The organism is Cupriavidus sp. GW823-FHT07B10 (assembly GCF_058794355.1).
In genome coordinates this window covers 256,811-279,040 of the sequence record NZ_JBXAGS010000007.1, presented here as the reverse complement: position 1 = coordinate 279,040, position 22,230 = coordinate 256,811, and the positions used below count along the sequence as shown (strand labels likewise).

Below are 22,230 nucleotides of genomic sequence, written 5' to 3'. Positions count from 1 at the left end.
GCCATGCGAACGCCGCGCTCACTCGGCCTTGCACTACTCCTGGGCGAATTGCGCGCCCATCCCGGACGCGCCATCATCGGCATCCTTGCCGTGGCCATCGGTGTGGCAATGGGCTATGGCGTGCATCTCATCAACCACGCTGCGTTGGCAGAGTTTTCCCAGGCGGTGCGCTCCTTGATGGGGAATGCCGATCTGGAGATCCGCGGGCCGCGCATGGGCTTCGACGAATCGCTCTATCCGCGCATCGCGGGCCTGCCGGAGGTGGCGTCGGCCAGCCCCGTGGTGGAAGTCAATGCGCTGGTGCCGGGGCGCACCGGTGCGCTGACGCTGTTTGGCATCGATGTGTTCCGGGCGGCGCCTGTAACACCCAATCTGATCGGGCGGCCCGCCGAGGAGCGCGCGGGCAAGCTCGACGTTCTCGATCCCGACGCCGTGTTCCTGTCGCCGGCGGCGCTGAGCTGGCTCGATCTCAAGCCCGGGGACCCGCTCACCGTACAAGTCGGGCTGACCGCGCTTACGCTGCGTATTGCCGGCACGCTGCCGGCGGCGGGCGAGGGCATGCGCCTGGGCGTGATGGATATCGGTGCCGCGCAGTGGCGCCTCGACCGGCTTGGCCTGCTGCAGCGGATCGACGTCAAGCTCAGGCCGGGAGTGGACACCGACAACTTTGCGCAAGCGCTGGCCGCGCTGCTGCCGCCAGGGGTGGTGGCGGGTTCGCCGCAGGACAACGCGCGCCGGACTTCCAACCTGTCGCGCGCCTATCGGGTGAACCTGAACGTGCTTGCCCTGGTGGCGCTGTTCACTGGCGCCTTCCTGGTGTTCACGATGCAGGCAGTCTCGGTGCTGCGGCGGCGCTCGCAGCTTGCACTGTTGCGCGCCCTTGGGGTGACGCGCGCTGGTCTGCTGCGGCTGCTGCTGGCGGAAGGCGCGGTGCAAGGCGCGCTCGGTGCGATGCTCGGCCTGGCGCTTGGCTTCGTCCTCGCCACCACGGTGCTCGGGTACGCGGGCGGAGATTTGGGCGGCGGCTACTTTGCAGGTGTAAAGCCCAAGGTCCGCTTCGACGCGCTGGCAGCGCTGATCTTCTTCACACTCGGCCTGTCGGCGGCGGTGCTCGGCAGTCTCGCACCGGCATGGGAGGCCGCACGCGCGCGGCCGGCGCAGGCGCTCAAGGCGGGCGATGAGGAGACACCGCTCAAGCGGCTACGCTCGCCGTGGACCGGGCTTGCTGCGATGGCAGCCGGGCTTGTGCTGACGCCACTGCGGCCGGTGGCGGATCTGCCGGTCTTCGGTTATGCGGCGATCGCCCTGTTGTTGGTGGGCGCCATCCTGCTGATGCCACGGCTGGCGCATCTCGTGTTCGGCTTGCTGCCCTCTTGGCGACGGGCTGTGCCGCAGCTTGCCCTGACCCAGCTCGCCGGCGCACCGGGCCGCGCGGCCATCGCGCTGGCCGGCATAGTCGCCAGCTTTAGCCTGATGGCGGCGATGGCGATCATGGTGTCAAGCTTTCGCATCTCGGTGGACGATTGGTTGCACAATGTCCTGCCGGCCGACCTTTATCTGCGTGCTTCGTCAAGCGGCGACAGCGCGTATTTCTCGCTTGACGACCAGGCGGCCATCGCCAGCGTCCGTGGCGTTGCGCGTGCCGAGTTTCTACGTTCGAGCCAGATCCTGCTTGATCCCGAGCGCCCCCCCGTCACGGTCATTGCCCGGCCGATCGATCCGCACAACCCGGGCGCACGGTTGCCGCTGACGGCAGCGCCCGTCGCGGCGCAGCCGGGGGATCCGCCGGCGGTATGGGTCAGCGAGGCGATGGTCGACCTCTATGGCTTCCGCCTGGGGCAACGTATCACGCTGCCGCTGCAGGGCCGGCCCGTCGCCTTCCTGGTGGGCGGCGTGTGGCGCGATTACGCACGCCAGCATGGTACGGTCGTGATCAGCCAGGACGATTATCGACGGCTCACGGACGAGCGGCGTGTCACTGACGTTGCCCTGTGGCTGGAGCAGGGCACCGGCCCGGCGCAGGTCAAGGAGAGGCTGCGCCAGCGCGTCGCCGGCGGTGAACACATTACCTTCGCCGAGCCTGGCGAGATTCGCACCGTCACCTTGAGAATCTTCGACCGGAGCTTCGCCGTGACCTACCTGCTGGAGGGCATAGCGGTCGTGATCGGCCTGTTCGGCATCGGCGCCAGCTTCAGCGCGCAGGCCCTGGCGCGTGCGCGCGAATTCGGCATGCTGCGGCATCTCGGCTTCATGCGTTGGCAGATCGGCGCGATGCTGGCACTGGAGGGCGCGTTACTCGCTCTGCTTGGCGTGGTAGCCGGTCTTGCGCTGGGATGGATCATCGCCTTGATCCTGGTTGACGTTGTCAACCCGCAGTCGTTCCACTGGACCATGAGTTTGCATTTGCCCTGGGCATTCCTCGCCCAGTTGGCGAGCGCGGTGGTGGCGGCGGCCTCGCTGGCTGCGCTGGCGAGCGGGCGGCAGGCGATGTCGCGTAGCGCAGTGCGCGCGGTTCAGGAGGATTGGTGAAGAGGCGCTCATTCCTGCTGTTGTTGCCGGGTTCCGGCGTGGCGGCCGCGGCGCTGGGCGCAGCGCCCGCTTATCCGCCAGTCGCCGCGGGACGAACCCTGGCCTTCCCGCGCGACCACGGCGCGCACCCCGACTATCGCACCGAATGGTGGTATGCCACTGGCTGGCTGCAGACGCCGGCAGGAGCGCCGCTCGGCTTCCAGGTTACGTTCTTCCGCTCGCGCCCGCCGTTCGACCAGGCCAACCCAAGCCGCTTCGCGCCGCAGCAACTGCTGTTCGCCAATGTCGCACTGAGCGATCCCGTGGCCGGCAAGCTCCAGCACGACCAACGCGCGGCGCGCAGCGGCTTCGGCCTTGCGCTTGCCGATACTGCCGATACCGATGTGTACATCGACAACTGGTCGCTGCGCCGAGAGGCGACGGGGCACTACCGAGCCAGATTTCCCGCGCGGGATTTCACGCTCGATCTGACAATGGAACCAACCCAACGGTTGCTGCTACAGGGCGAACGGGGATACAGCCGCAAGGGACCGCTGGCGGCCCAGGCGAGCTATTACTACAGCCAGCCGGGGCTCAAGGTGAGCGGCACCCTGGAGCGGCGCAGCCTGCAGGAAACCGTGCACGGCACCGCCTGGCTGGATCACGAATGGTCGTCGACCTTGCTGGCCGACGAGGCCGTCGGCTGGGACTGGCTCGGCCTCAACCTGGATGACGGCAGCGCGTTGATGGCCTTCCAGATCCGGGACAAGCCGGGGCGCAAGTTCTGGGGAGGCGGCACGCTGCGCGGCAGCGACGGTCGCGTCCAGGTACTGGCTCCCGACGAGGTCAACTTCATGCCGGCACGCCGTTGGCGCTCGCCTCGTACCGGCACGAGCTATCCGGTTGCCATGCGGTTGAACGCAGGCGGTCTCACGCTCGAACTGCTACCGCTGATGGATGATCAGGAACTCGATAGCCGCGCGAGTACCGGCGCGGTCTATTGGGAGGGCGCGGTGACGGCGTTGCGGGGAGGCAAGGTGGTCGGACGGGGCTACCTCGAACTGACCGGGTATTTCCAGCGCCTCAATCTTTGACTTGAGGCCCGGCCCGGGTAATTGGGAGCGGCCGGTCGGAGTGCCCGCCCGCCGCTTCGCTCGGCGATTCACACGATTTCCCTCAATCGCAAGATTCTCGCCATACCCCCTCTTTGGTGGGACCTTCTCCAGAGGAAAGCCGATTGCCCTGCTATTTCCGTCACGCTATGATGATTTTCAAACAGCGCGCCGCGTGCTCCCTACTCGTTGGTGATTGCGGGCAGCGTAAAGAAAGGTGCCGCCGGGCAATGGAGGGGTCAATTGGTAAAGGACGACTACAAGCACTGGAGACGCCGGTGGCTGCGGTGGCACTCGCGGTCTCTGCTGGCAAGCGCACTAGTATTGCAGCGAAGTGAGTGTGATGCCTACCTTAACCAGATGCTGAGGGCATACCTTGCCTACGGCGACTTCACCGAAAACGAAGTTGATTTCATTTTTCGGCGAGTCTCCCACGGCGTACGGAAGCTCGGGTCAAACCTGGATGCATCAGTCTTTGCCCGGCGTGCCCAGGAGCGAATCCGAGCCCATGGGCTTAGACTGATGACGGACGCATCCGAGGTCTTCGGCTAGGACCTGGCGGGAAAGGGAGTGACTGCTCGTCGACGTTGGCCGGATGGGACGCGCCAACGCGAGTATAGTCACGGAAGGCGCTCGCGCGGGCTTGGGTGTTGGAGAGTTCCCGCACGAGCGCTAGCGCAGCGCGCACCGCACGCTGCCTACAGGAGCTCCCCATCGCTTTGTGCCGCATTGCGCTCCAGCATGACTTCGCAGGCCCGCTCCTCCGTCCGTTTGTTTGGCGAGTTCCAGCTCGACGGCGCTGGCGCGCCCCTGTTTAACGCAAACTCCCCCCGCTTGCAGGCGCTGCTCGCCTGCCTTGTCCTGCATCGCGACGCACCGCAGACGCGGCAGCAGCTCGCCGTACTGTTCTGGCCTGATTCCTCGCAGGCGCAGGCGCGCAATGCCCTGCGTCAACTGCTGTTTCAGCTGCGCAAGACCTGGCCGGAGGCAGATCAGTTTGTTCATGCCGATGCGCAAACGGTGCGATGGCTGCCCGATTCGCCGCTTGACCTCGATGTAGCGCAGTTCCAGTCCGCGCTTGCGGCTGCGGCCAGGGCCTCGAGGCACGGCGACGCAGGCGCTGAAGAAGAACTGCTGACGCATGCCGCGGATCTCTATCGCGGTGACCTGCTGGCCAACTGCTATGACGAGTGGATCCACCCCGAGCGCGAAAAGTTGCGCGAACAGTGCATCGCGGCGCTCGCGCGCCTCGGTCAACTGAGTGAGGACCGGCGCGACTATGCAAAGGCGTTGAAGTACACACAGCAGTTGCAGCGGCTCGACCCGTGCCGCGAACCCACCTGCCTGGCGCTGATGCGCCTGCACGCGCTGAACCACGATCACGCATCGGCCATGCGCGCCTATCGTAGCTGTGTGGAAACGCTCGCTCGCGAATTGGGCGTCCTGCCCGGCGACCCCATGCGCGAGGCCTATGCGCGGTTGGCTGCGCAGGCTGCGTCAATGCAGCGCCAACGCCCACGGCGGGATGCGATGCTGCCAATGATTGGCCGGGATGGCGAATGGCGCCGGCTGCTTGAAGTCTGGCAGCGTACCCAGCTGGGCGACAAGCAGTTCGTCCTGATCCTGGGCGAAGCCGGCATCGGCAAATCGCGCCTGGCGGAGGAACTGCTGGTCCATCTGGCCGAGCAAGGCATCACCGTGGCGCATTCGCGCGCCTATGCGGCCGAGGGACAGCTTGCGTTTGCGCCGGTGACCGGCTGGCTGCGCAGCCCTGGCCTGAGTGGTGCGATCGGCAAGCTCGACAGACTGTGGCTGACCGAGGTCACGCGCCTGTTGCCCGAACTCCTCACGCAGCAATCCGGACTGTCGCCGCCGTCGCCTCTTACCGAATACTGGCAACGCCAACGGTTCTTCGAGGCGCTTGCGCGAGCGGTGCTTGCACAAGGCGGGCCGCTTCTGTTGCTGCTCGACGACCTGCAATGGTGCGACGGCGAGACGCTCGAATGGCTGCGCTTCCTGATGCGTTTCGACGTGGCGGCAAGGCTGATGGTGGTCGCAACGGCGCGCGCCGAGGAAATCATGCCGCTGCACGCGGCGAACCGGCTGCTGGACGCACTACGCCGCGACGACCAGTTCATCGAGATCTCATTGGGGACACTCGACGCCGCGGAAACGGCAAAGATAGCGGCCCAGATCCTGGACCGGCCGCTGGCCGACACGGAGGCAACCCGGCTGTTCGAAGAGAGCGAGGGTAACCCGCTGTTTGCCGTCGAAATGATGCGGGCCCGCTCCGACACCATGCCGGTCGGGGACGCACAGGGCGGCATGGCGTCGAAGTTGCCGCCCAAGGTTTACTCCATCATCTCGAACCGGCTGGCACAGCTTCCTCCGGGCGCCCGCGAAATCGTCGGGGTTGCTGCAATCATTGGACGGGCGTTCACGACCGACATCCTCGCCCAGGCAAGCGACCTCGGCGAGGATGCCCTGGCAGGCGCACTGGACGAGCTGTGGCAGCGGCGCATCGTGCGCCAGACCGACGCTGGCGGCCTGGCCTTTGACTTCAGCCATGACAAGATCCGCGACGTGGCATACGCCGACGTGAGTCCGCTACAGCGCCGCCGCCTGCATTTGCGCGTGGCGCGAGCGCTCGAGCAGGCGTCAGGCGATGCGCCCGACGCGGCAAGCGCGCAGATCGCCTCGCACTATGAGCGGGCGGGCCTGCCAGCCCAGGCGGCGGCGTTCTATCGGCGCGCGGCCGTTGTCGCGCAGAGTGTGTATGCCTATGACGATGCCATTGCATTGCTGACGCGCGGGCTGGTGCAAGCGGACCGGATTGCCGATCCGCAGGAGCGCGCCAGTCAATCGCTGGCCCTGCAACTCGACCTTGCGCCACCGATTCGCATCGCCCGAGGCTGGGCGGCACCCGAACTGGAGGCGCCGCTGCGACGCGCGGTGGAACTGAGCCGGCTGGCGGGTGACGCCAGTCAGCAAGCACGCGCCCAGGTCAGCCTTTCATTTTTCCTGGTAGTGAGGGCGGAACTTGCACAGGCACGTAGCCTGAGCGAGGAACTGATTGCGGGATTGGGGCCGCTGGGCTCCGGTACTTACTCGGTGATGGCATGGACCAGCGTCATGGGTAGTCTGGTCCAGCAAGGCGACTGGATGGCTGCCGAGCCCGCGTATCAACGCGCGCACCGCGCTTATGACGAGGCCCAGCACGCCGAGCATGCGTCCCTGATGGGCGGTAACTTCGGCGTGCTGGCCGCCGCGTGGTCGGCGCACGCATTGTGGTTCAGGGGGCTTGCCGATCAGGCCCTTCAGCGTGGACGCGAAGCGCTGGAGGTGGCGAACCGGGTAGCACACCCGTTCTCCCAGGCGCTCGCGCTGTCATATCTCGCGACGCAGCATGCGCTGCGACATGAGCACGGTCTCACGCTGCACTATGCCCGCCAGGCACACGAGATCGCCGAACAGTACCACGTAGGCTACTACCTTGCCTGGGCAGGCATACTGCTCGCCTGGGCGAACGCGAAACAGGCGCCCGGCGCCGACGCCGTGGTGGCGATGCAGGCGGCGATCGAGGGCTTTCACGTAACGGGCGCACGCCTGCGTCTGCCGCTGTATCTGGCCATGCTGGCTGAATGCCTGGGCGACGTAGGAGAGACCGAGGCTGCGTTGGCGGCTTTGGACCAGGCGCTCGAATGCGCCGGGCGCACTGGCGAGCACTGGGTGGACGCCGAGCTGTACCGTCTGCGCGGTGAATTGCTGCTATGCAGCAGCGCCAGCCTCGCCGAAGCCGAGTCATCGCTGATCAAGGCGATCGAGATCGCCACAGCCCAGCACGCGCTACCGCTTGAACTACGTGCCACCCTGTCATTGACAACGCTGCGAACCTCGCAGGGGCGCGTCAATGCGCATGAGGTGGTCGAGGCGCCGCTTGCGCGATTCACCGAGGGCTTCGATCAGCCCGACATCGTCAAGGCGCGGGCGTTACTCGCGCGTTAGCTTCGGCTCGACCACCGCGCCCCGGTCGGGAGGCAGAATCCCCTTGTAACGGTTCACCTAACGCTTTCAAAACGCCGAGGTTGCTAAAACTCCTGCATACCAACCGGACAGGAGGCAACCATGGAAGCTTCATTGAGCGAACCCGTCGCAACCGCACTCAAGGCGCATTTTCGGGGACAACTGATTCAGCCGGGCGACGCGGCTTACGACCAGGCGCGTGCCGTCTACAACGGAATGATCGACAAGCGACCTGCGATCATCGCGCGCTGCGTCGATGTTGCGGACGTCATCGCGGCGGTGAACGCCGCGCGCGACGGCGGGATGCTGCTGGCCGTGCGTGGCGGCGCGCACAATGGCGCCGGGCTCGGCACATGCGATGGTGGACTGGTGATCGACCTGTCGCCCATGAAGGGCGTGTTTGTCGATGCCGGAAGCAAGACACTGCGGGTTGGCGGTGGCTGCACCTGGGGCGATGTGGATCACGCCGCCAGTGCCTACGGGCTGGCGACGCCGAGTGGCTTCATCTCGACCACCGGCGTGGGCGGACTGACGCTCGGCGGCGGCATCGGCTACCTCAGCCGCGCCTACGGCCTGACGATCGACAATCTGCTCAGCGCCGAGGTCGTTCTGGCCGACGGGCGCATCGTCACAGCAAGCGAGGACGAAAACGCGGACCTGTTCTGGGCGTTGCGCGGCGGCGGTGGCAACTTCGGCGTGGTGACGTCGTTCGAGTTCAAGGCTCATCCCGTAGCCACGGTCTATGGCGGCCCGATGCTGTGGCCGATGGAGCAGGCCCGCGAGCTGATGAAATGGTGGCGCGACTTCATCCTGAGCGCGCCGCAGCACATCAATGGCTGGTTCGGTTTCGTCACGGTGCCTCCCGCAGCGCCCTTCCCGGAGGAAGTTCACCTGCAGAAGATGTGCGCAGTGGTGTGGTGCTACACCGGCCAGATCGATCAGGCCGAAACGCACTTCCGTCCGATTCGCGAGGCCATGCCGCCAGCGGTGGACTTTGCCGGACCAGTCCCCTGGCCTGTCCTGCAGAGCCTGTTCGACGGACTGTATCCGGCGGGCTTGCAGTGGTACTGGAAAGCGGACTTCGTCAGCGACCTGAGCGACAAGGCCATCGATCTGCACATCAAGTACGGGCAGCAGTTGCCGTCGATGCACTCGACCATGCACCTGTATCCGATCAATGGTGCAGCGCATCGCGCCGGCTGCGACGACACGGCCTTCAGCTACCGCGATGCCAACTTTGCCAGCGTGATTGTCGGCGTGGATCCCGACCCGGCCAACAACGATCGCATCGTGCAGTGGGCGAAGGACTACTGGCTGGCCCTGCATCCGCACTCTGCTGGCGGCGGCTACATCAACATGATGATGGACGAGGGCAATGACAACGTGAAGGCGTCCTATCGCGACAACTATGCGCGGCTGGCGGAGATCAAGCGCAAATACGACCCGGCCAACCTGTTCCGCGTGAATCAGAACATCAGGCCCGCCTGACGCACCACGCTTTCGACATGGGGCGCAGGTACCCCTTATCCAGAAGCCCGGCGCGACACCGCTGCCACGGATGGCAGCCGGTACACGCCAGGCAACGGCTTGCACGGCAGAGGCGATCCCGTGTGGCCTGTACCGTTCCGTAGCTGGTCGCCCGCACGAGGAGTGCCGTCGCGGCAACGCCGCCGACACCCCTGTTGGAGATAGCAATGCATAAGACTCTTGCCAAGACCCTGCTTGCCGCTGCCGCACTTGCCGCCGGGCTCAGCCAGACCGCCCACGCCGGTGCCTATGCCGATGGGCTGATCGTCGCCGCGCCGGGACACAGCGACCAGCGCGACGCCTTTACCGATGGCGCGCACAGTCCGCCCACCGAGGCCACCATGCTGCCCGTGGTCGCGTATCAGGGCAGGTCCGTGTGCGCGGTCCGTGGCTTTGATCCGTACCTGGACGGCATGCGCAAGCCTGACCCTTACACCGATGGCGCCCGCATCAGCTCGCGCGATGGCTTCACCGACGGCGCGCGCAGCGATGCGCGCGACAGCGGGGAATGCTTGTCCTGAGCAGGGCAGGGCAACGGGGCGGTTGGTCTGGGCCTGCTCCGTTGTCCAGGCGCGGGAATATGCGCCATGACTTGGGCATGCCCCGATATGACGCAACCCTGCGGTCAGGCAACCGAGTCCCGAGCGACAGGGGTGTAGTCAAATCGCATTGCAATCGCAATGGCCTGTGACAGAACCCGCGTCGATTCGATCGTGGCGATCATGCGTCGTTGATTCTCCGTTTGGCAATAGCGGATCTGCAAAGCAGCAAACCACCTCGGTGAGGAGTCTCCGCGGTGGAGTCATCGCGGATGACTCCACCTGCAAGCTGGGACATGACGCAAGCGGTTGCGAGGCATGGCTTCGCCATTCGTACTCTTGCAAGGCCATCACCTGGCGCTTACGAACAACTTGCCAGAGCGTCACCGCTAGTCGATCAGCTTGCCCTGCGCGTCAAAGAACGGATGCGCTGCCCCATAATCCCCGATCGCTGCCGCATGCGTCACGAGTCCGTGTGCCGGATGCCACCAGTGCAGCAGGTAGCCGGGCGGCTCCATGCGAAAGCACGAGGGCGCCTGCGCGTCCAGGTCCAGCGCCACCTGGTGCGCCGGCCCGGGCGCGGTGATCGCGACCGTGCCACCGAAGCGGCGCGTGATGTGCCGATGCAGATGGCCGCACAGCACGCGTTCCACTTGCGGGTGGCGGCGCACGATGGCTTCGAGCGCGTCGGCGTTGGCCAGGCCCTGCTCGTCCATGTGGCCGATGCCGGTAAAGAACGGCGGATGGTGCAGCAACAGCAGGGTGGGGCGGGCCGGGTCGGCAGACAGTGCGGCTTCCAGCCATGGCAGCGCGCCGGGATCGACGCGCCCGCCGGGCTGGCCGGGCACGGTGCAGTCGAAGGCCACCAGCCGCAGCGGTCCCGAGTCGATGCTGTAGTGCACCGGGTCTTCGCCGCTGCCGGTGGCGAACAGGTAGTCGTGATCGGCAAAGACGCGGCGTAGCGCGCCGCGGCTGTCGTGATTCCCCGGCAGCAACCGCACGGGCATGGATAGCCGCTGCAGGATCTGGCGCAGGAACTGGTATTCGCTTTCGGCGCCGAAGTCGACCAGGTCGCCGGTGACAATCACTGCGTCGGGCTGTTGCGGGGCTGCCAGCAGGGTGTCGATGCAGCGGTGCAGTGCACCGGCGGTGTCAACCAGCCGGTACGACAGCTTGCCGCCGGCCTTGATGTGGAGGTCGGTGATGTGGGCGACCAGGTAGGGGGCGGTGTTCATGCTGCCAGGGCTTCGGGAAGTGTGATGAGGTGGCCGGTGTCGATGCGCAGGCCGACGCGGTCTCCGGCGTGCCAGTTGTCGCGGCGCGTGGTGTCGACGATGAGCGGCGCGGCGGCGCCGACTTCCACCAGCAGGCGGGTGCAGTTGCCCAGGAACAGGGCCGTGACCACGCTACCGTGCAGATGGGCGTCGTCCGTGTGCACCAGCGCCACGTCTTCGGGGCGGAACATCAGGTCGGCGCGCTGCGCCGGCGCGGATTCGTGCGTCCGGGGCACGACGCCGCCAGGCACGCGCCAGGCGCCGTTCTCGGCAGCGGCGGACAGGCGGTTCATGGTGCCGATGAAATCCGCCACGAAGGCATTGGCCGGCGCGCGGTAGATATCCTGCGGCGTGCCCGTCTGGGCGATGCGGCCCTTGTCCATAACGATGATGCGGTCGCCCAGCGCCATGGCCTCGGCCTGGTCATGCGTGACATAGACGGCGGTGATGCCCAGGTTGCGCAGCAACTGGTTGATGTCGGCGCGCAGGGCGTCGCGCAGCTTGGCGTCGAGCGCGGTCAGCGGCTCGTCCAGCAGTAGCACGCGCGGCTGCACGGCAATGGCGCGTGCGAGCGCCACGCGCTGGCGCTGGCCGCCCGAGAGCTGGTCCACGCGGCGGTCGGCGAAGGGTTCGAGATGCATCATCGCGAGCATGTCGGCAACCCGCGTGCGGCGCGTGGCGGCGTCCACGCGCCGCACGCGCAGCCCGTAGCCGATGTTCTCGGAGACGGTCATATTGGGGAACAGCGCGTAGCTCTGGAACACCATGCCCACGCCGCGCTGCTCGATCGGCAGCGCGGTCACGCAGGTATCGCCGAACCAGACTTCGCCGCCTGCATCGGGATACTCCAGCCCGGCGATGATGCGCAGCGTGGTGGTCTTGCCGCAGCCGGACGGGCCTAGCAGTACCACGGTTTCCGCGGCGCCTATGTCGAGATCCAGCGGCTGCAGCGCCAGCGTGCCGTCGGCAAACGTCTTGCCGCAATCGCGCAGCCTGATGGTGGTGGGTTCATGCATGACGGGTCTCGGTATGAGGGTTGGCCGGCGTGGCGGCAACAGCAGGGGCGGGCACCGCTTCGGGAACATACTTGCGGGAACGCGCGCCCAGCGCGCTGAGCGCTTGCATCAGCACCAGCAGCGGAATGATCATGACGAAGAAGACGATGGTGTAGGCCGAGCCGATCTCCAGCCGCATCGAGGCATAGCTGTCGGCCAGGCCCACCGGCAACGTCTGCGTGGTGGGCGTGTGCAGCATCCAGGTGAGGTTGAATTCGCCCACCGACAGCGTGACCACCATGAGCGCGCCGGCCAGGATGCCCTGGCGGCAATTGGGCAGCACCACGGTAAAGAAGCGCTGCAGGCGGCTCGCGCCAAGGCTGGCCGCTGCGTCCTCCAGCGTGCGGATATCGATGGCGGAAAGGATGGCCAGCACCGAACGCACCATAAAGGGCAGGGTGAACAGCACATGGCCGATCAGGATAAACAGCCAGCTCGTGCGCAGCGCCTGCCAGGTGCCGTAGAGCAGGATCAGGCCAAGCGCGGTCGCGAGGCCCGGAACGGCCACCGGCAGCATCAGCAGTTCCTCGATCAGCCGGGTGATGCGGTTGCGCCGCAGCGCCATGTAGTACGCGGCCGGCACGCCCAGCACCAGCGTGCAGGCAAGGCAGGCCAGCGCGATCAGCAGCGACAGGAAGATGGTATTGCGATAGAGCGACCAGACTTCCGCGAGCCAGCGCGTGGTCAGGCCGCTTTCCAGGCCGATGAAGACATTGTTGGTCAGGCCAGCCAGCACGGAGAGCACGACCGGCACGGTCATGAAGGCGCAGACCGCCAGTGTGAGCGCCAGTTGCAGCCAGTAGCCGGGGCGGCGATGGGTTGGGGTCATGGGATGGCTCCTAGGCGGTCGCGGCCACGGCGTCGCCGGAAAACCAGCGCGCGAGCGCCAGCAAGGCCCAGGTGACGGTGCCCAACAGGATGGACAGCGCAGCGGCCATGCCGAAGTTGGCGTAGTTGGTGAACTCGTTGTAGATGGTGAGCGGCAGCACGTCGAGTTGCGTGGCCAGCGTGAAGGCGGTACCGAACGCGCCCATGCTGGTGGCAAAGCAGATCGCGCCGCTGGAGATCATGGCCGGCATCATCGCGGGCAGCATCACGTCGCGCACCACGCGCCAGGGCCCGGCGCCCAGCGAGCGGGCAGCTTCTTCCAGCGAGGCGTCGAGCTTCTCCACTGCCGCCATCACGGTCAGGATCACGCGCGGGATCGAAAAGTACAGGTAGCCGACGAACAGCCCGGCCAGGCCGTAGGCAAAGGTCCAGCGCTCGCCGGCGAGCTTGTCGCCGACCATGGCCAGCAGGCCGTTGCGGCCGCCGAGCATGATGACCATGAAGCCGATCACCACGCCGGGAAACGCCAGCGGAAAGGTCAGCATGGCCACCAGCACGGACTTGCCAGGCACCGCGTTGCGCTGCAGGAAGGTGCCGGCAATGCCGGCAATCACCAGCGTGACCAGTGTCACGGCTGCCGACAGCAGCACGGTGACCATCAGGCTGTGCAGGTAGCGCGGACTGGAGACCACGGTCCAGTACACGCCCGCGCCTTGCTCGCCGTTGATGCTGACCGCCACGAGCCGCGCCATCGGCAGGCAGAAGAAGGCCAGGAAGACCACCAGTGCCGGCAAGGCAAACAGGAAGAGGGAGGGGGATCGGTTTGTCATGGCAGTGACGGGGTGATGGGCGGTGGGCGATGGCTTGGGTGAGCCGCCCGGCTGTCTCCCCGCTTGCGGGAAGACAGCCATCAGGCGGGAGACACCATCGCCAGTCGTCAGCGCGCTTGTCAGCGCACCTCCTTCAGATACTGCTCGCTGAACGCCTTTTGCACGTCGGCCATCTTGCCGAAGTCCACCGCCTTGGCCCGTGCGTATTCGGTGGCCGGCAGGAAACGCGCCTGTACTTCCTTAGGCACCACGCCGGCGCGCACCGGGCGCAGGTAGGCGTTGGCCCACAGCGCCTGGCCGGCGTCGGACAGCACGTAGTCGAGCACCTTGCGGCCTTCGGCCTCATGCGGCGCCTTGTTGACCAGGCTCATCACGTAGGGAACCACCACCGAGCCCTCTTTGGGGATCACGAAGGCAACGTTGGCGTGGTCCTTGTAGCGGGCGCGATAGGCGTTGAAGTCGTAATCGAGCAGGATAGGGATTTCACCGGACAGCACGCGCGCATATGCGGTCTGCTTGGGCACGATCGGCTGGTTCTTCTGCAGGTCCTTGAAATACTTGAAGGCCGGGCCGAAGTTGTCGAGCGTGCCGCCCATGGCCTGGTTGACGGCCACTGCGCCCACGTAGCCGACGAAGGCGCTGGCGGGGTCGAGATAGCCGACCAGGCCCTTGTACTCGGGCTTGAGCAGGTCGGCCCATGACTGCGGCACCGGCTTGCCGCGCAGCGCGTCGACATTGACCATGAAGCCCAGCGTGCCGGAATGGATGGCGAACCAGTTGCCCTGCGGGTCCTTCAGGCCGTCGGGAATGTCGTTCCAGTGGGCGGGCTTGTAGGCGGCGGTGACGCCGTCCTTCTTGGCCTGGATGCCGAAGGTCACGCCGTAGTAGACCACGTCGGCCACCGGGCTGGCCTTCTCGGCGACCAGCTGCGCCAGCGACTGGCCGGAGTTCTTGTTGTCCAGCGGCACGGCAACGCCGGTCTTTTCCTTGATGGCGCGGATCTGTGCCGCCCAGTCGGCCCATTCGGGCGGGCAGTTGTAGCAGATCGCGGTCTGGGCGGCCACGCCCTGGCTGAACGCGGCGGCGCTTAGCGCGAGGGCAATCCAGCGCAGCGGGCGGCGCCAGGAAGGAATAGGTTGCATGAGAGGCTCCTTGGTTGAGGACAGGGGTGGGGGATGCAACATGCGCACGCGGTTACGCGCGGTTACATTGATGGCGGAGCGGCCACGGTGCCGTTGACGCGCAGTGCGTGCGGCAGCAGCGTGACGCGCGGCGGCGCCGCCGAGGCTCGTCCGCCATCGTGCAGCCAGGCAAGCAGCCGGCCGACGGCGCTGGCGCCGATCTCCGAATTGGGTTGCACGACGGTGGCCAGCGGCGGTTCGACCACGCTGCCCAGCGCGATACCGTCATAGCCCAGTACGGAGATGTCGCGCGGCACGCTCAGGCCGAGGCGCCTGAGGTCGGAGATCACGCCGATGGCCAGCAGGTCATTGGTGCAGAAAAAGGCGGTGGGCGCATCGTTTGCCCGGACCAGCGCGCGGATCTGTTCGGCATTGCTGGCGGTGTGCGATGGCAGGCAGACTGGCGCGGCGGGCCTTAGCCCGTGCGCGCGCATGGCGTCCTGATAGCCGGCAAAGCGCTGGCGCGCGCGGTCCGAGGCGACGAAGGCGCCCGATACCACGGCGATGCGGCGGTGCCCGGCGGCAATCAGGGCCTCCACGCCGGCGCAGGCGCTGCGCCGGTTGTCCACCGATACCGAATGACGCCGGCTGCGCGGTCCGGCCTGGTTGTACGCCAGCACGTATGGCACGCCCTCGCCGTCGAGTTGATCCAGCACCGTGCTGTGCGCCGCGTCGGCCACGGTCAGCACCATGCCGTCCACGCGATGGCGCAACAGGTACTCCACACGCTCGCATTCGCGAGCCGGATCGTAGCCGCTGGTGACCAGCATCAGCGAATAGCCGCCCGCCAGCGCCGCTTCCTCGATGCCGTGCCAGCATTCGGCGAACACCGCGTTTTCCAGCGTTGGCACCATCACACCGATCATGCGGGTCTGCTGGGCGCGCAGCTTGCTGCCGAGCAGGTTGGGGCGAAAGCTGAGCCGGCGCGCCGCCTCGCGCACGCGCTGCGCCGTGCTGTCGCGCACCAGGTGCGGGCTGCTGAACACGCGCGATGCGGTGGCGAGCGACACCCGCGCGGCTTGCGCCACGTCGATCAGGGTGGCGCCACCTGTCGTGTCGGGCCTGCCCCCCGCTGGATCTTTGCGATTCACGCTTAGAGCTCCGGATGAAAACGTTTTCATTGAAGGTGGAAAAAACGGGGCGTCAAGACATTCCGTCGCTGCACTGCCGCAGAAGGCGGCTGGCGGACGGGCGCCTGCACCCTGCCTGGATGGCATTTTGTTTGGCGTGGATGACAGGGGGATGACATCCGGGTGCAAAGGCCGGATGCCGGCCGCGTAGGAAAACGCCGCCTACGGAGTGCGCACCGCAGGTCGCGTGTCGCGTACCGTGGTCGGGGCGGGGTACACGTCGTCGCTGGGCGCAATCGGCTGACGCGGCGGTGGCGGTGTCGCCGCGGTATCCCGGGGGACTCCCTCGCATCCCGCCAGGGCCGCGGCCAGAAGGGCGATGAGGGAGCACTCAGCCAAGCCGCAACGGAAGGCGTGACCGGTGCGGGGGAAGAGCGTGCGGTGCTGCATAAGCGGACCCCAGGTGGCAATCCTGCCTCTAGCTTATGCTACTGGCGCACAACAGAGCTCTCCTGGAATGTGTGGTTCAAGCCTGACATCCCCGTATCCACCCGACAGTTGTATATTCTGGGCCGCGACGCATAAAGGCACGTGCCTGACTCATAAGCCTTGCTTCGTGGAAAGAGCTGCCGCCTGTGTATGCACTTCCTTATGCCGGCTCCTGTTGGCCCCTGACTGTTTTGCGCAGCATTTTCATAAGCCAATGCCTGCTGGCTAAGACATGAAGCCATGTGCCTGCAAACTCGCAACAAGCCGGGGCAGTGTGTAACGAATCTATATGTAGTGGTGCATATGCCACATTTGAGCGGATGCAAGCAGGTAGAATCGCGCCTTCCGTGCCAATCGCAACATTCCTATAACAATGAGCCCCCGTCCGTCGCGCCTGCCGTGCATTGACGCCCTGAAAGCGGTCAGCTCCCAGTTGATCGTGCTCCATCACCTGGCCTTCTATGGCCCGATGTCCGATACCGCGTATCGGCTGGCCCCGGGGCTGGTGGACTGGCTCTACGACTACGCCCGCATCGCCGTGCAGGTCTTTCTGGTGGTCAGCGGTTTCCTCGCCGCGCGCAGCCTGGCGCCGCATGGCCAGCTGGAAATCAGCCAGCATCCGCTGCTGGTGCTGTGGCGGCGCTACCAGAAGCTGGTGGTGCCCTTTGCTGCGGCGCTGCTGCTCAGCATTGCCGGGGCCGCCCTGGCGCGCCAATGGATGGTGCATGATTCGATCCCTGCGCCGCCCGGCCTGCTGCAGTTCCTTGCGCACGTGACGCTGCTGCATAACGTGCTCGATGTCGACGCGCTCTCGGCCGGGGTCTGGTACGTGGCCATCGACCTGCAGCTGTTTGCGCTGCTGCTGGGTGCGCTGTGGGCCGCGCGCGCCGTGGCGCGCGGGAAAGCGCCGGCGGGTGCCGGGGTCAGCATTGGCATTGTGGTGCTGGTGGCGGTGGCATCGCTGTTCTGGTTCAACCGCGATGCCGCGTGGGATATCTGGGCGCTGTACTTCTTCGGCGCCTATGGCATGGGGGCGCTGGCCTACTGGGCGTCCAACCCCGGTCGCCCGGTGTTGCCGCTGCTGGTCCTCGGCGCGGTAACGTTGGCGGCGCTGGCCTTCGATTTCCGGCTGCGCATCGCGGTGGCGCTGGCGACTGCGCTGCTGCTGGCGGTGGCGCGCCGCGGCGGCTGGCTGGAGCGCTGGCCGCGGGCGCGCGTGATCGGCTTCTTCGGGCGCATTTCCTATTCGGTGTTCCTGGTTCACTTTCCGGTCTGCCTGCTGGTCAACGCGCTGGTGTCGAACCTGGCGCCGGGCCAGCCGGTGCTGAACGCGCTCGGCATGGTTGCCGCATGGGCGCTCAGCAATGTGGCCGGCGCGTTGTTCTATCGCTACATCGAAAGCGCCCGGCCGTTGGCGGCGCTGCGTGCGCTGCTGGGCAACGGCCGCGACCGCGCCAGCCGGCAAAGCGTGTAACGTTTGCAGGCATGGCCGTGCAGCGGTGGTACGGCTTCTCCCGGACGGCGCCGTGCCAGCATGGCCGTGCGCGCTTCTTGTTGGTGCTTGTGCACCCGTCATGCCACGTCGCCTGCACGCCATGCGTGCATGCCGCCCGCGCATACTTGCGTTCGGCGCCACACACATCGGAGCAACACTCGCGTAAATGGCATTGGGCGATGGCACAAAGGTTGCCTAGTATGGAATCGTAAACCTGACCATTTGGTCAGGATTCCATCGGGAACCGAGGGTGCCATGTCCGACCATATCGTCCTGACCTCGCACGCACGCCGCGACAAGCCGGCCGAGCCTATCCACTGGGGCGCCCCCACGGCGGCCGAGCGCGGGCCGGTCATCGCCAGCCTGGCGAATCCGGCGCAGCGCAATGTGATCGGCACTCACGCAGGTGCCTACGCCATCTACCGGGCCCTGGCGGTTGCCGCGGGCGCATTGCAGCGCGACCATCGCACCGACCTGACCGATACCGCGCCGGCGGAGGCGATCGGCCCGCATCCGCAGTGGGGCGACCCGGAGAAGATAGTTTCGCTGGATCCGTGGGGCCACCTGGTGTCCACCGTGTTTGCCGACCGCATCGCGGCCGGCGTGGATATCCGCCCGACCATCGCCGTCACCCGCGCGCATATCAACATGCCGGAGCTGATGTCGGCCATCGCGGCCGGCCGGCTCAAGCCCGACGGCGACATCCTCCATGCCAATGGCGATGTGCGCGTGACCAAGGCTGCGGTCGATCCGGTCTGGTATCTGCCCGGGCTGGCGGCCCGTTTCGGCATCAAGGAAAGCGTGCTGCGCCGCAGCCTGTTCGAGCAGACCGGCGGCATGTTCCCGGAACTGGTGACGCGGCCGGACCTGAAGGTGTTCCTGCCGCCCATCGGCGGCATGACGCTGTATTTCTTCGGGGACGTGGGCCAGCTGGGCAAGCCTGAAACCCGCGTGGCCTGCCGCGTGCACGATGAATGCAACGGATCGGATGTGTTCGGGTCAGACATCTGTACCTGCCGGCCGTATCTGGCACATGGCATCGAGGTGTGCATCGAGATGGCGCAGCAGGGCGGTGTCGGGCTGGTGGTCTACAACCGCAAGGAGGGCCGCGCGCTGGGCGAGGTGACCAAGTTCCTGGTCTACAACGCCCGCAAGCGGCAGGTGGGCGGCGACCGTGCGGAGACTTACTTTGCCCGCACCGAATGCGTGGCAGGCGTGCAGGACATGCGTTTCCAGGAGCTGATGCCGGATGTGTTCCACTGGCTGGGCATCCGCCGCATCGACCGCTGGGCGTCGATGAGCAACATGAAGCATGGCGCGCTGGTGGCGCAGGGCATCGAGGTGGTCGAGCAGGTGGCCATCCCCGAGACCCTGATTCCCGCCGACGCCCGTGTCGAGATCGATGCCAAGGTGGCCGCGGGCTACTTTACGCACTACACGCCGCCGGATGCGAACGAACTGGCCCTGGCAAAGGGCAGGGGGTTGAACGAATGACGATGTTTCCCGAGGATGGCAAGCCCGGCATGGACCGCCAGGGCACAGGTAACGAGATGCGGCCGGGTGCCGGCTGGCTGAGCCCGGTGCCGGAAGGGCATCCCGCTTCGGCGCTGCTGTGTGCCGAGGCGGTGCGCACGCATTGCGCGGCGGTCACCGAGAACGTGGCCAGCGGCGCGTCCGAACTTTTCACCTGGCATCCGGACCGCGTGCATGCCATTGCCGACTATGTCGCCAGCACCATCCGCCAGCGCTATCCTGACCTGCAGGTGCCGTACCACAGCCGCTGGCGCCATTTTGAAAGCGCCGGCGTCGACCAGCGCGCGGACCGGTGGCAGGTGCTGTGCGAGCGTGCCGCGCTGAGCGGGCCCGAGCACCGCGAGGAGCGCGCCCGCATCGGCATCGACCTGGTGATTCCAAGCGTATTGCTCGATGCCGGCGCCGGCCCTGACTGGCGTTACCGCGATCCGGCCAGCGACCTGGTGCTGACGCGCTCGGAAGGGCTGGGCGTGGCCAGTTTCGACCTGTTCGCGCGCGGCGGCTTCTCGGCCGCGCCGGGCGATCCGCTGCGCGCGGACGCCGAGCGGCTGCAGCGCATCGATGCCGACAGCATCGCCCACGCCTTCCAGGTCGCGCAGCACAACCCGCTGGTGGGGCTGGAAGGCCGCGCCGGCCTGCTGCGCCGCCTCGGAGAGGTGATGGAGGCGACCCCGGCGCTGTTCGGCCGGCCGGCACGGCTGGGCAACCTGTACGACTACCTGAAGGCGCATGCGGTCAACGGGCACCTCGACGCCGGCTTCCTGCTGCGCACGCTGCTGGTCGGCCTGGGGCCGGTATGGCCGGGGCGGATCATTGTCGAAGGCGTGTCGCTGGGCGACTGCTGGCGGCATCCGGCCGCGCCGGGCGGGCTGGTGCCGTTCCACAAGCTCACGCAGTGGCTGACCTATTCGCTGCTGGAGCCGCTGGAGGACGCCGGCCTGACCGTGACCGGGCTGGACGCGCTGACGGGCCTGCCCGAATACCGCAACGGCGGCCTGCTCTACGACTTCGAGCTGATGGTGCCGCGCGACCCCGGCTTTGCCGCCGTGCCGCATGCGGTGGATGAGCCCGTGATCGTCGAATGGCGCGCGCTGACCGTGACCGGCCTGGACCTGGTGGCCGACGGCGTGCGCCAGGCGCTTGGCTTGCAGGAAGAAAATTTCCCGCTGGCGCGCGTGCTCGAAGGCGGCACCTGGGCGGCGGGGCGCCGCATTGCCGCCAAGCGGCGCCCGGGTGGCGCGCCGCCGTTCGCCATCATCAGCGACGGCACGGTGTTCTGAGCAAGGTCGGCCGCCAGGCGGCCGACCTTGCCGGCAGGCATTGCGTGTGAAACCTGGCATCTGGAGCGTCACCATGAACGACATGTCCGCTGTTCCCGCTGTTGAGCCACTCGATGCCGATCCTGCCGGCCTGGCCGGGGTGCTGGTCGTCGACCACCCGCTGGTGCAGCACAAGGTCACCCTGGTGCGCAGCGAGGACACCACCACCGACAACTTCCGCCGGCTGGTGCGTGAAATCAGCCAGTTGCTGACCTACGAAGCCACGCGCGACCTAGCCATGGAGACGGTCGCCATCCGCACGCCGATCGCGCCGATGCAGTCGCGGGTGCTGTCGGGCAAGAAGCTGTGCCTGGTGTCGATCCTGCGCGCGGGCAACGGCTTTATCGACGGCATGCTGGAGCTGCTGCCGGCGGCGCGCGTCGGGCATATCGGCCTGTACCGCGACCCCGAGACGCTGGAGCCGATCGAGTACTACTTCAAGATGCCGGAAGACATCCAGGAGCGCATGGTGATCGTGGTGGACCCGATGCTGGCCACCGGCAACTCGGCCATTGCCGCGCTGAACCGCCTGAAAGAGGCCGGCGTCACCACCATGAAGTACGTGTGCCTGATCGCCTCGCGCCCGGGGCTGCGCGCGCTGCGCGCGGCGCACCCTGAGGTCGGCATCGTCACCGCGGCCATCGACGAAACGCTCAACGAGCACGGCTATATCGTGCCCGGGCTGGGCGACGCCGGCGACCGCCTCTACGGCACGCGCTGATGGACACGCAGGCCAGCGCCGCGGCGCGGCGCCCCCTGCCCGCGTGCGATGCGCCGGGCGGGCGCATCCGGCAGGAGAACCAGGCCATGATCCTGCGCGCGGCCGAGCATGTCTTTGCGCGCGCGGGCTTTGCCGGCGCCACCATGGCCGAGATCGCGGTGCGCGCCGGCGTGCCCAAGTCCAACCTGCATTACTACTTCCGCACCAAGCAGGCCCTGTACCGCGCCGTGCTGGCGCATACGCTGCAGCTGTGGCTGTCGGAGACCGACATCATCCGCGCCGAGCTGCCGCCGCAGGTGGCGCTGGAACAATACATCCGCGCCAAGATGCGGCTGTCGGCCAGTCATCCGGATGCATCGCGCGTATTTGCCAACGAACTGCTGCACGGCGCGCATGAGATCGGCGAGGTCCTGCGGCAGGTGCTGCGCGAACTGGTGTCGCGCAAGGCCGCGGTGGTGCAGCAGTGGATCGACCGCGGCCAGATGGCGCCGGTCGACCCCCAGCACCTGTTCTTCACGATCTGGGCGGCCACGCAGACCTATGCGGATTTCGAGTCGCAGGTATGCGCGGTGCTCGGCGTCAGCCAGCTGGAGCAGCGGGACTATGCGCAGGCCACCGAGCACCTGGTGGCGCTGCTGCTGCGCGGCTGCGGACTCGACCCCGAGCCCGCGGCGCCCGACCGGCGCGCATGACGCCGTGGCGCCGGAGCCGGCGCCGTGAGAACAT

Annotated in this window: 16 protein-coding genes; 10 read left to right on the top strand and 6 right to left on the bottom strand. The window is 66.9% G+C overall.

The window, feature by feature from the left end; all coding sequences use genetic code 11:
* The first annotated feature begins 3 nt into the window (after positions 1–3).
* From AC1Q6V_RS17755 to AC1Q6V_RS17735, 5 genes are all read left to right on the top strand, one after another.
* Positions 4–2,529, top strand: a complete 2,526-nt coding sequence (locus AC1Q6V_RS17755) for an FtsX-like permease family protein (RefSeq protein ID WP_454750412.1) — start codon at positions 4–6, stop codon at positions 2,527–2,529.
* Positions 2,526–3,602: a lipocalin-like domain-containing protein gene (locus tag AC1Q6V_RS17750; protein ID WP_010814593.1), complete on the top strand. Its 1,077-nt coding sequence runs from the start codon at positions 2,526–2,528 to the stop codon at positions 3,600–3,602. Before AC1Q6V_RS17755 ends, AC1Q6V_RS17750 begins: the two co-directional genes overlap by 4 nt.
* Positions 3,603–4,361: 759 nt before the next feature.
* On the top strand, positions 4,362–7,625 hold the full coding sequence (locus AC1Q6V_RS17745; protein WP_454750411.1) for an ATP-binding protein: 3,264 nt from the start codon (positions 4,362–4,364) through the stop codon (positions 7,623–7,625).
* A gap of 120 nt (positions 7,626–7,745) precedes the next feature.
* Complete coding sequence (locus AC1Q6V_RS17740) at positions 7,746–9,131, top strand: FAD-binding oxidoreductase (RefSeq protein WP_058696822.1); 1,386 nt, start codon at positions 7,746–7,748, stop codon at positions 9,129–9,131.
* A 206-nt stretch (positions 9,132–9,337) separates the two neighbouring features.
* On the top strand, positions 9,338–9,691 hold the full coding sequence (locus AC1Q6V_RS17735; protein ID WP_011617333.1) for a hypothetical protein: 354 nt from the start codon (positions 9,338–9,340) through the stop codon (positions 9,689–9,691).
* Positions 9,692–10,098: 407 nt separating this feature from the next.
* Here the strand turns inward: AC1Q6V_RS17735 and AC1Q6V_RS17730 are convergent, their stop codons facing one another.
* From AC1Q6V_RS17730 to AC1Q6V_RS17705, 6 genes are all read right to left on the bottom strand, one after another.
* A complete protein-coding gene (locus tag AC1Q6V_RS17730) occupies positions 10,099–10,944 on the bottom strand; it encodes a phosphodiesterase (RefSeq protein WP_439671904.1) in 846 nt (281 codons plus the stop codon).
* Entirely contained in the window at positions 10,941–11,999 is a 1,059-nt protein-coding gene (locus AC1Q6V_RS17725; RefSeq protein ID WP_010814587.1) for an ABC transporter ATP-binding protein, read from the bottom strand. The genes AC1Q6V_RS17730 and AC1Q6V_RS17725 overlap by 4 nt, the downstream gene beginning before the upstream one ends.
* Positions 11,992–12,867 (bottom strand): ABC transporter permease, encoded by an 876-nt coding sequence (locus tag AC1Q6V_RS17720; protein ID WP_058696821.1) that lies wholly within the window; start codon positions 12,865–12,867, stop codon positions 11,992–11,994. The genes AC1Q6V_RS17725 and AC1Q6V_RS17720 overlap by 8 nt, the downstream gene beginning before the upstream one ends.
* A gap of 10 nt (positions 12,868–12,877) precedes the next feature.
* Positions 12,878–13,696, bottom strand: a complete 819-nt coding sequence (locus AC1Q6V_RS17715; RefSeq protein ID WP_037024235.1) for an ABC transporter permease — start codon at positions 13,694–13,696, stop codon at positions 12,878–12,880.
* 119 nt (positions 13,697–13,815) lie between these two features.
* Positions 13,816–14,838 (bottom strand): ABC transporter substrate-binding protein, encoded by a 1,023-nt coding sequence (locus AC1Q6V_RS17710; RefSeq protein WP_010814584.1) that lies wholly within the window; start codon positions 14,836–14,838, stop codon positions 13,816–13,818.
* Positions 14,839–14,900: 62 nt separating this feature from the next.
* Entirely contained in the window at positions 14,901–15,998 is a 1,098-nt protein-coding gene (locus AC1Q6V_RS17705) for a substrate-binding domain-containing protein (RefSeq protein ID WP_081050156.1), read from the bottom strand.
* An 811-nt stretch (positions 15,999–16,809) separates the two neighbouring features.
* On the opposite strand from AC1Q6V_RS17705, the gene AC1Q6V_RS17700 reads away from it, so the two are divergent.
* The 5 genes from AC1Q6V_RS17700 to AC1Q6V_RS17680 all read left to right on the top strand — a co-directional run bounded on the left by AC1Q6V_RS17700 (position 16,810) and on the right by AC1Q6V_RS17680 (position 22,196).
* Positions 16,810–17,910: an acyltransferase family protein gene (locus AC1Q6V_RS17700; protein WP_011617328.1), complete on the top strand. Its 1,101-nt coding sequence runs from the start codon at positions 16,810–16,812 to the stop codon at positions 17,908–17,910.
* 276 nt (positions 17,911–18,186) lie between these two features.
* Positions 18,187–19,425 (top strand): GTP cyclohydrolase II, encoded by a 1,239-nt coding sequence (locus AC1Q6V_RS17695; protein WP_058696820.1) that lies wholly within the window; start codon positions 18,187–18,189, stop codon positions 19,423–19,425.
* Entirely contained in the window at positions 19,422–20,744 is a 1,323-nt protein-coding gene (locus tag AC1Q6V_RS17690; RefSeq protein WP_010814580.1) for a URC4/urg3 family protein, read from the top strand. The genes AC1Q6V_RS17695 and AC1Q6V_RS17690 overlap by 4 nt, the downstream gene beginning before the upstream one ends.
* A gap of 73 nt (positions 20,745–20,817) precedes the next feature.
* Positions 20,818–21,504 carry a uracil phosphoribosyltransferase gene (upp, locus tag AC1Q6V_RS17685; RefSeq protein ID WP_010814579.1) on the top strand — a complete coding sequence of 229 codons (687 nt, stop codon included), beginning with the start codon at positions 20,818–20,820 and terminating at the stop codon, positions 21,502–21,504.
* Positions 21,504–22,196, top strand: a complete 693-nt coding sequence (locus AC1Q6V_RS17680) for a TetR/AcrR family transcriptional regulator (protein WP_010814578.1) — start codon at positions 21,504–21,506, stop codon at positions 22,194–22,196. The genes upp and AC1Q6V_RS17680 overlap by 1 nt, the downstream gene beginning before the upstream one ends.
* Positions 22,197–22,230 lie beyond the last annotated feature (34 nt).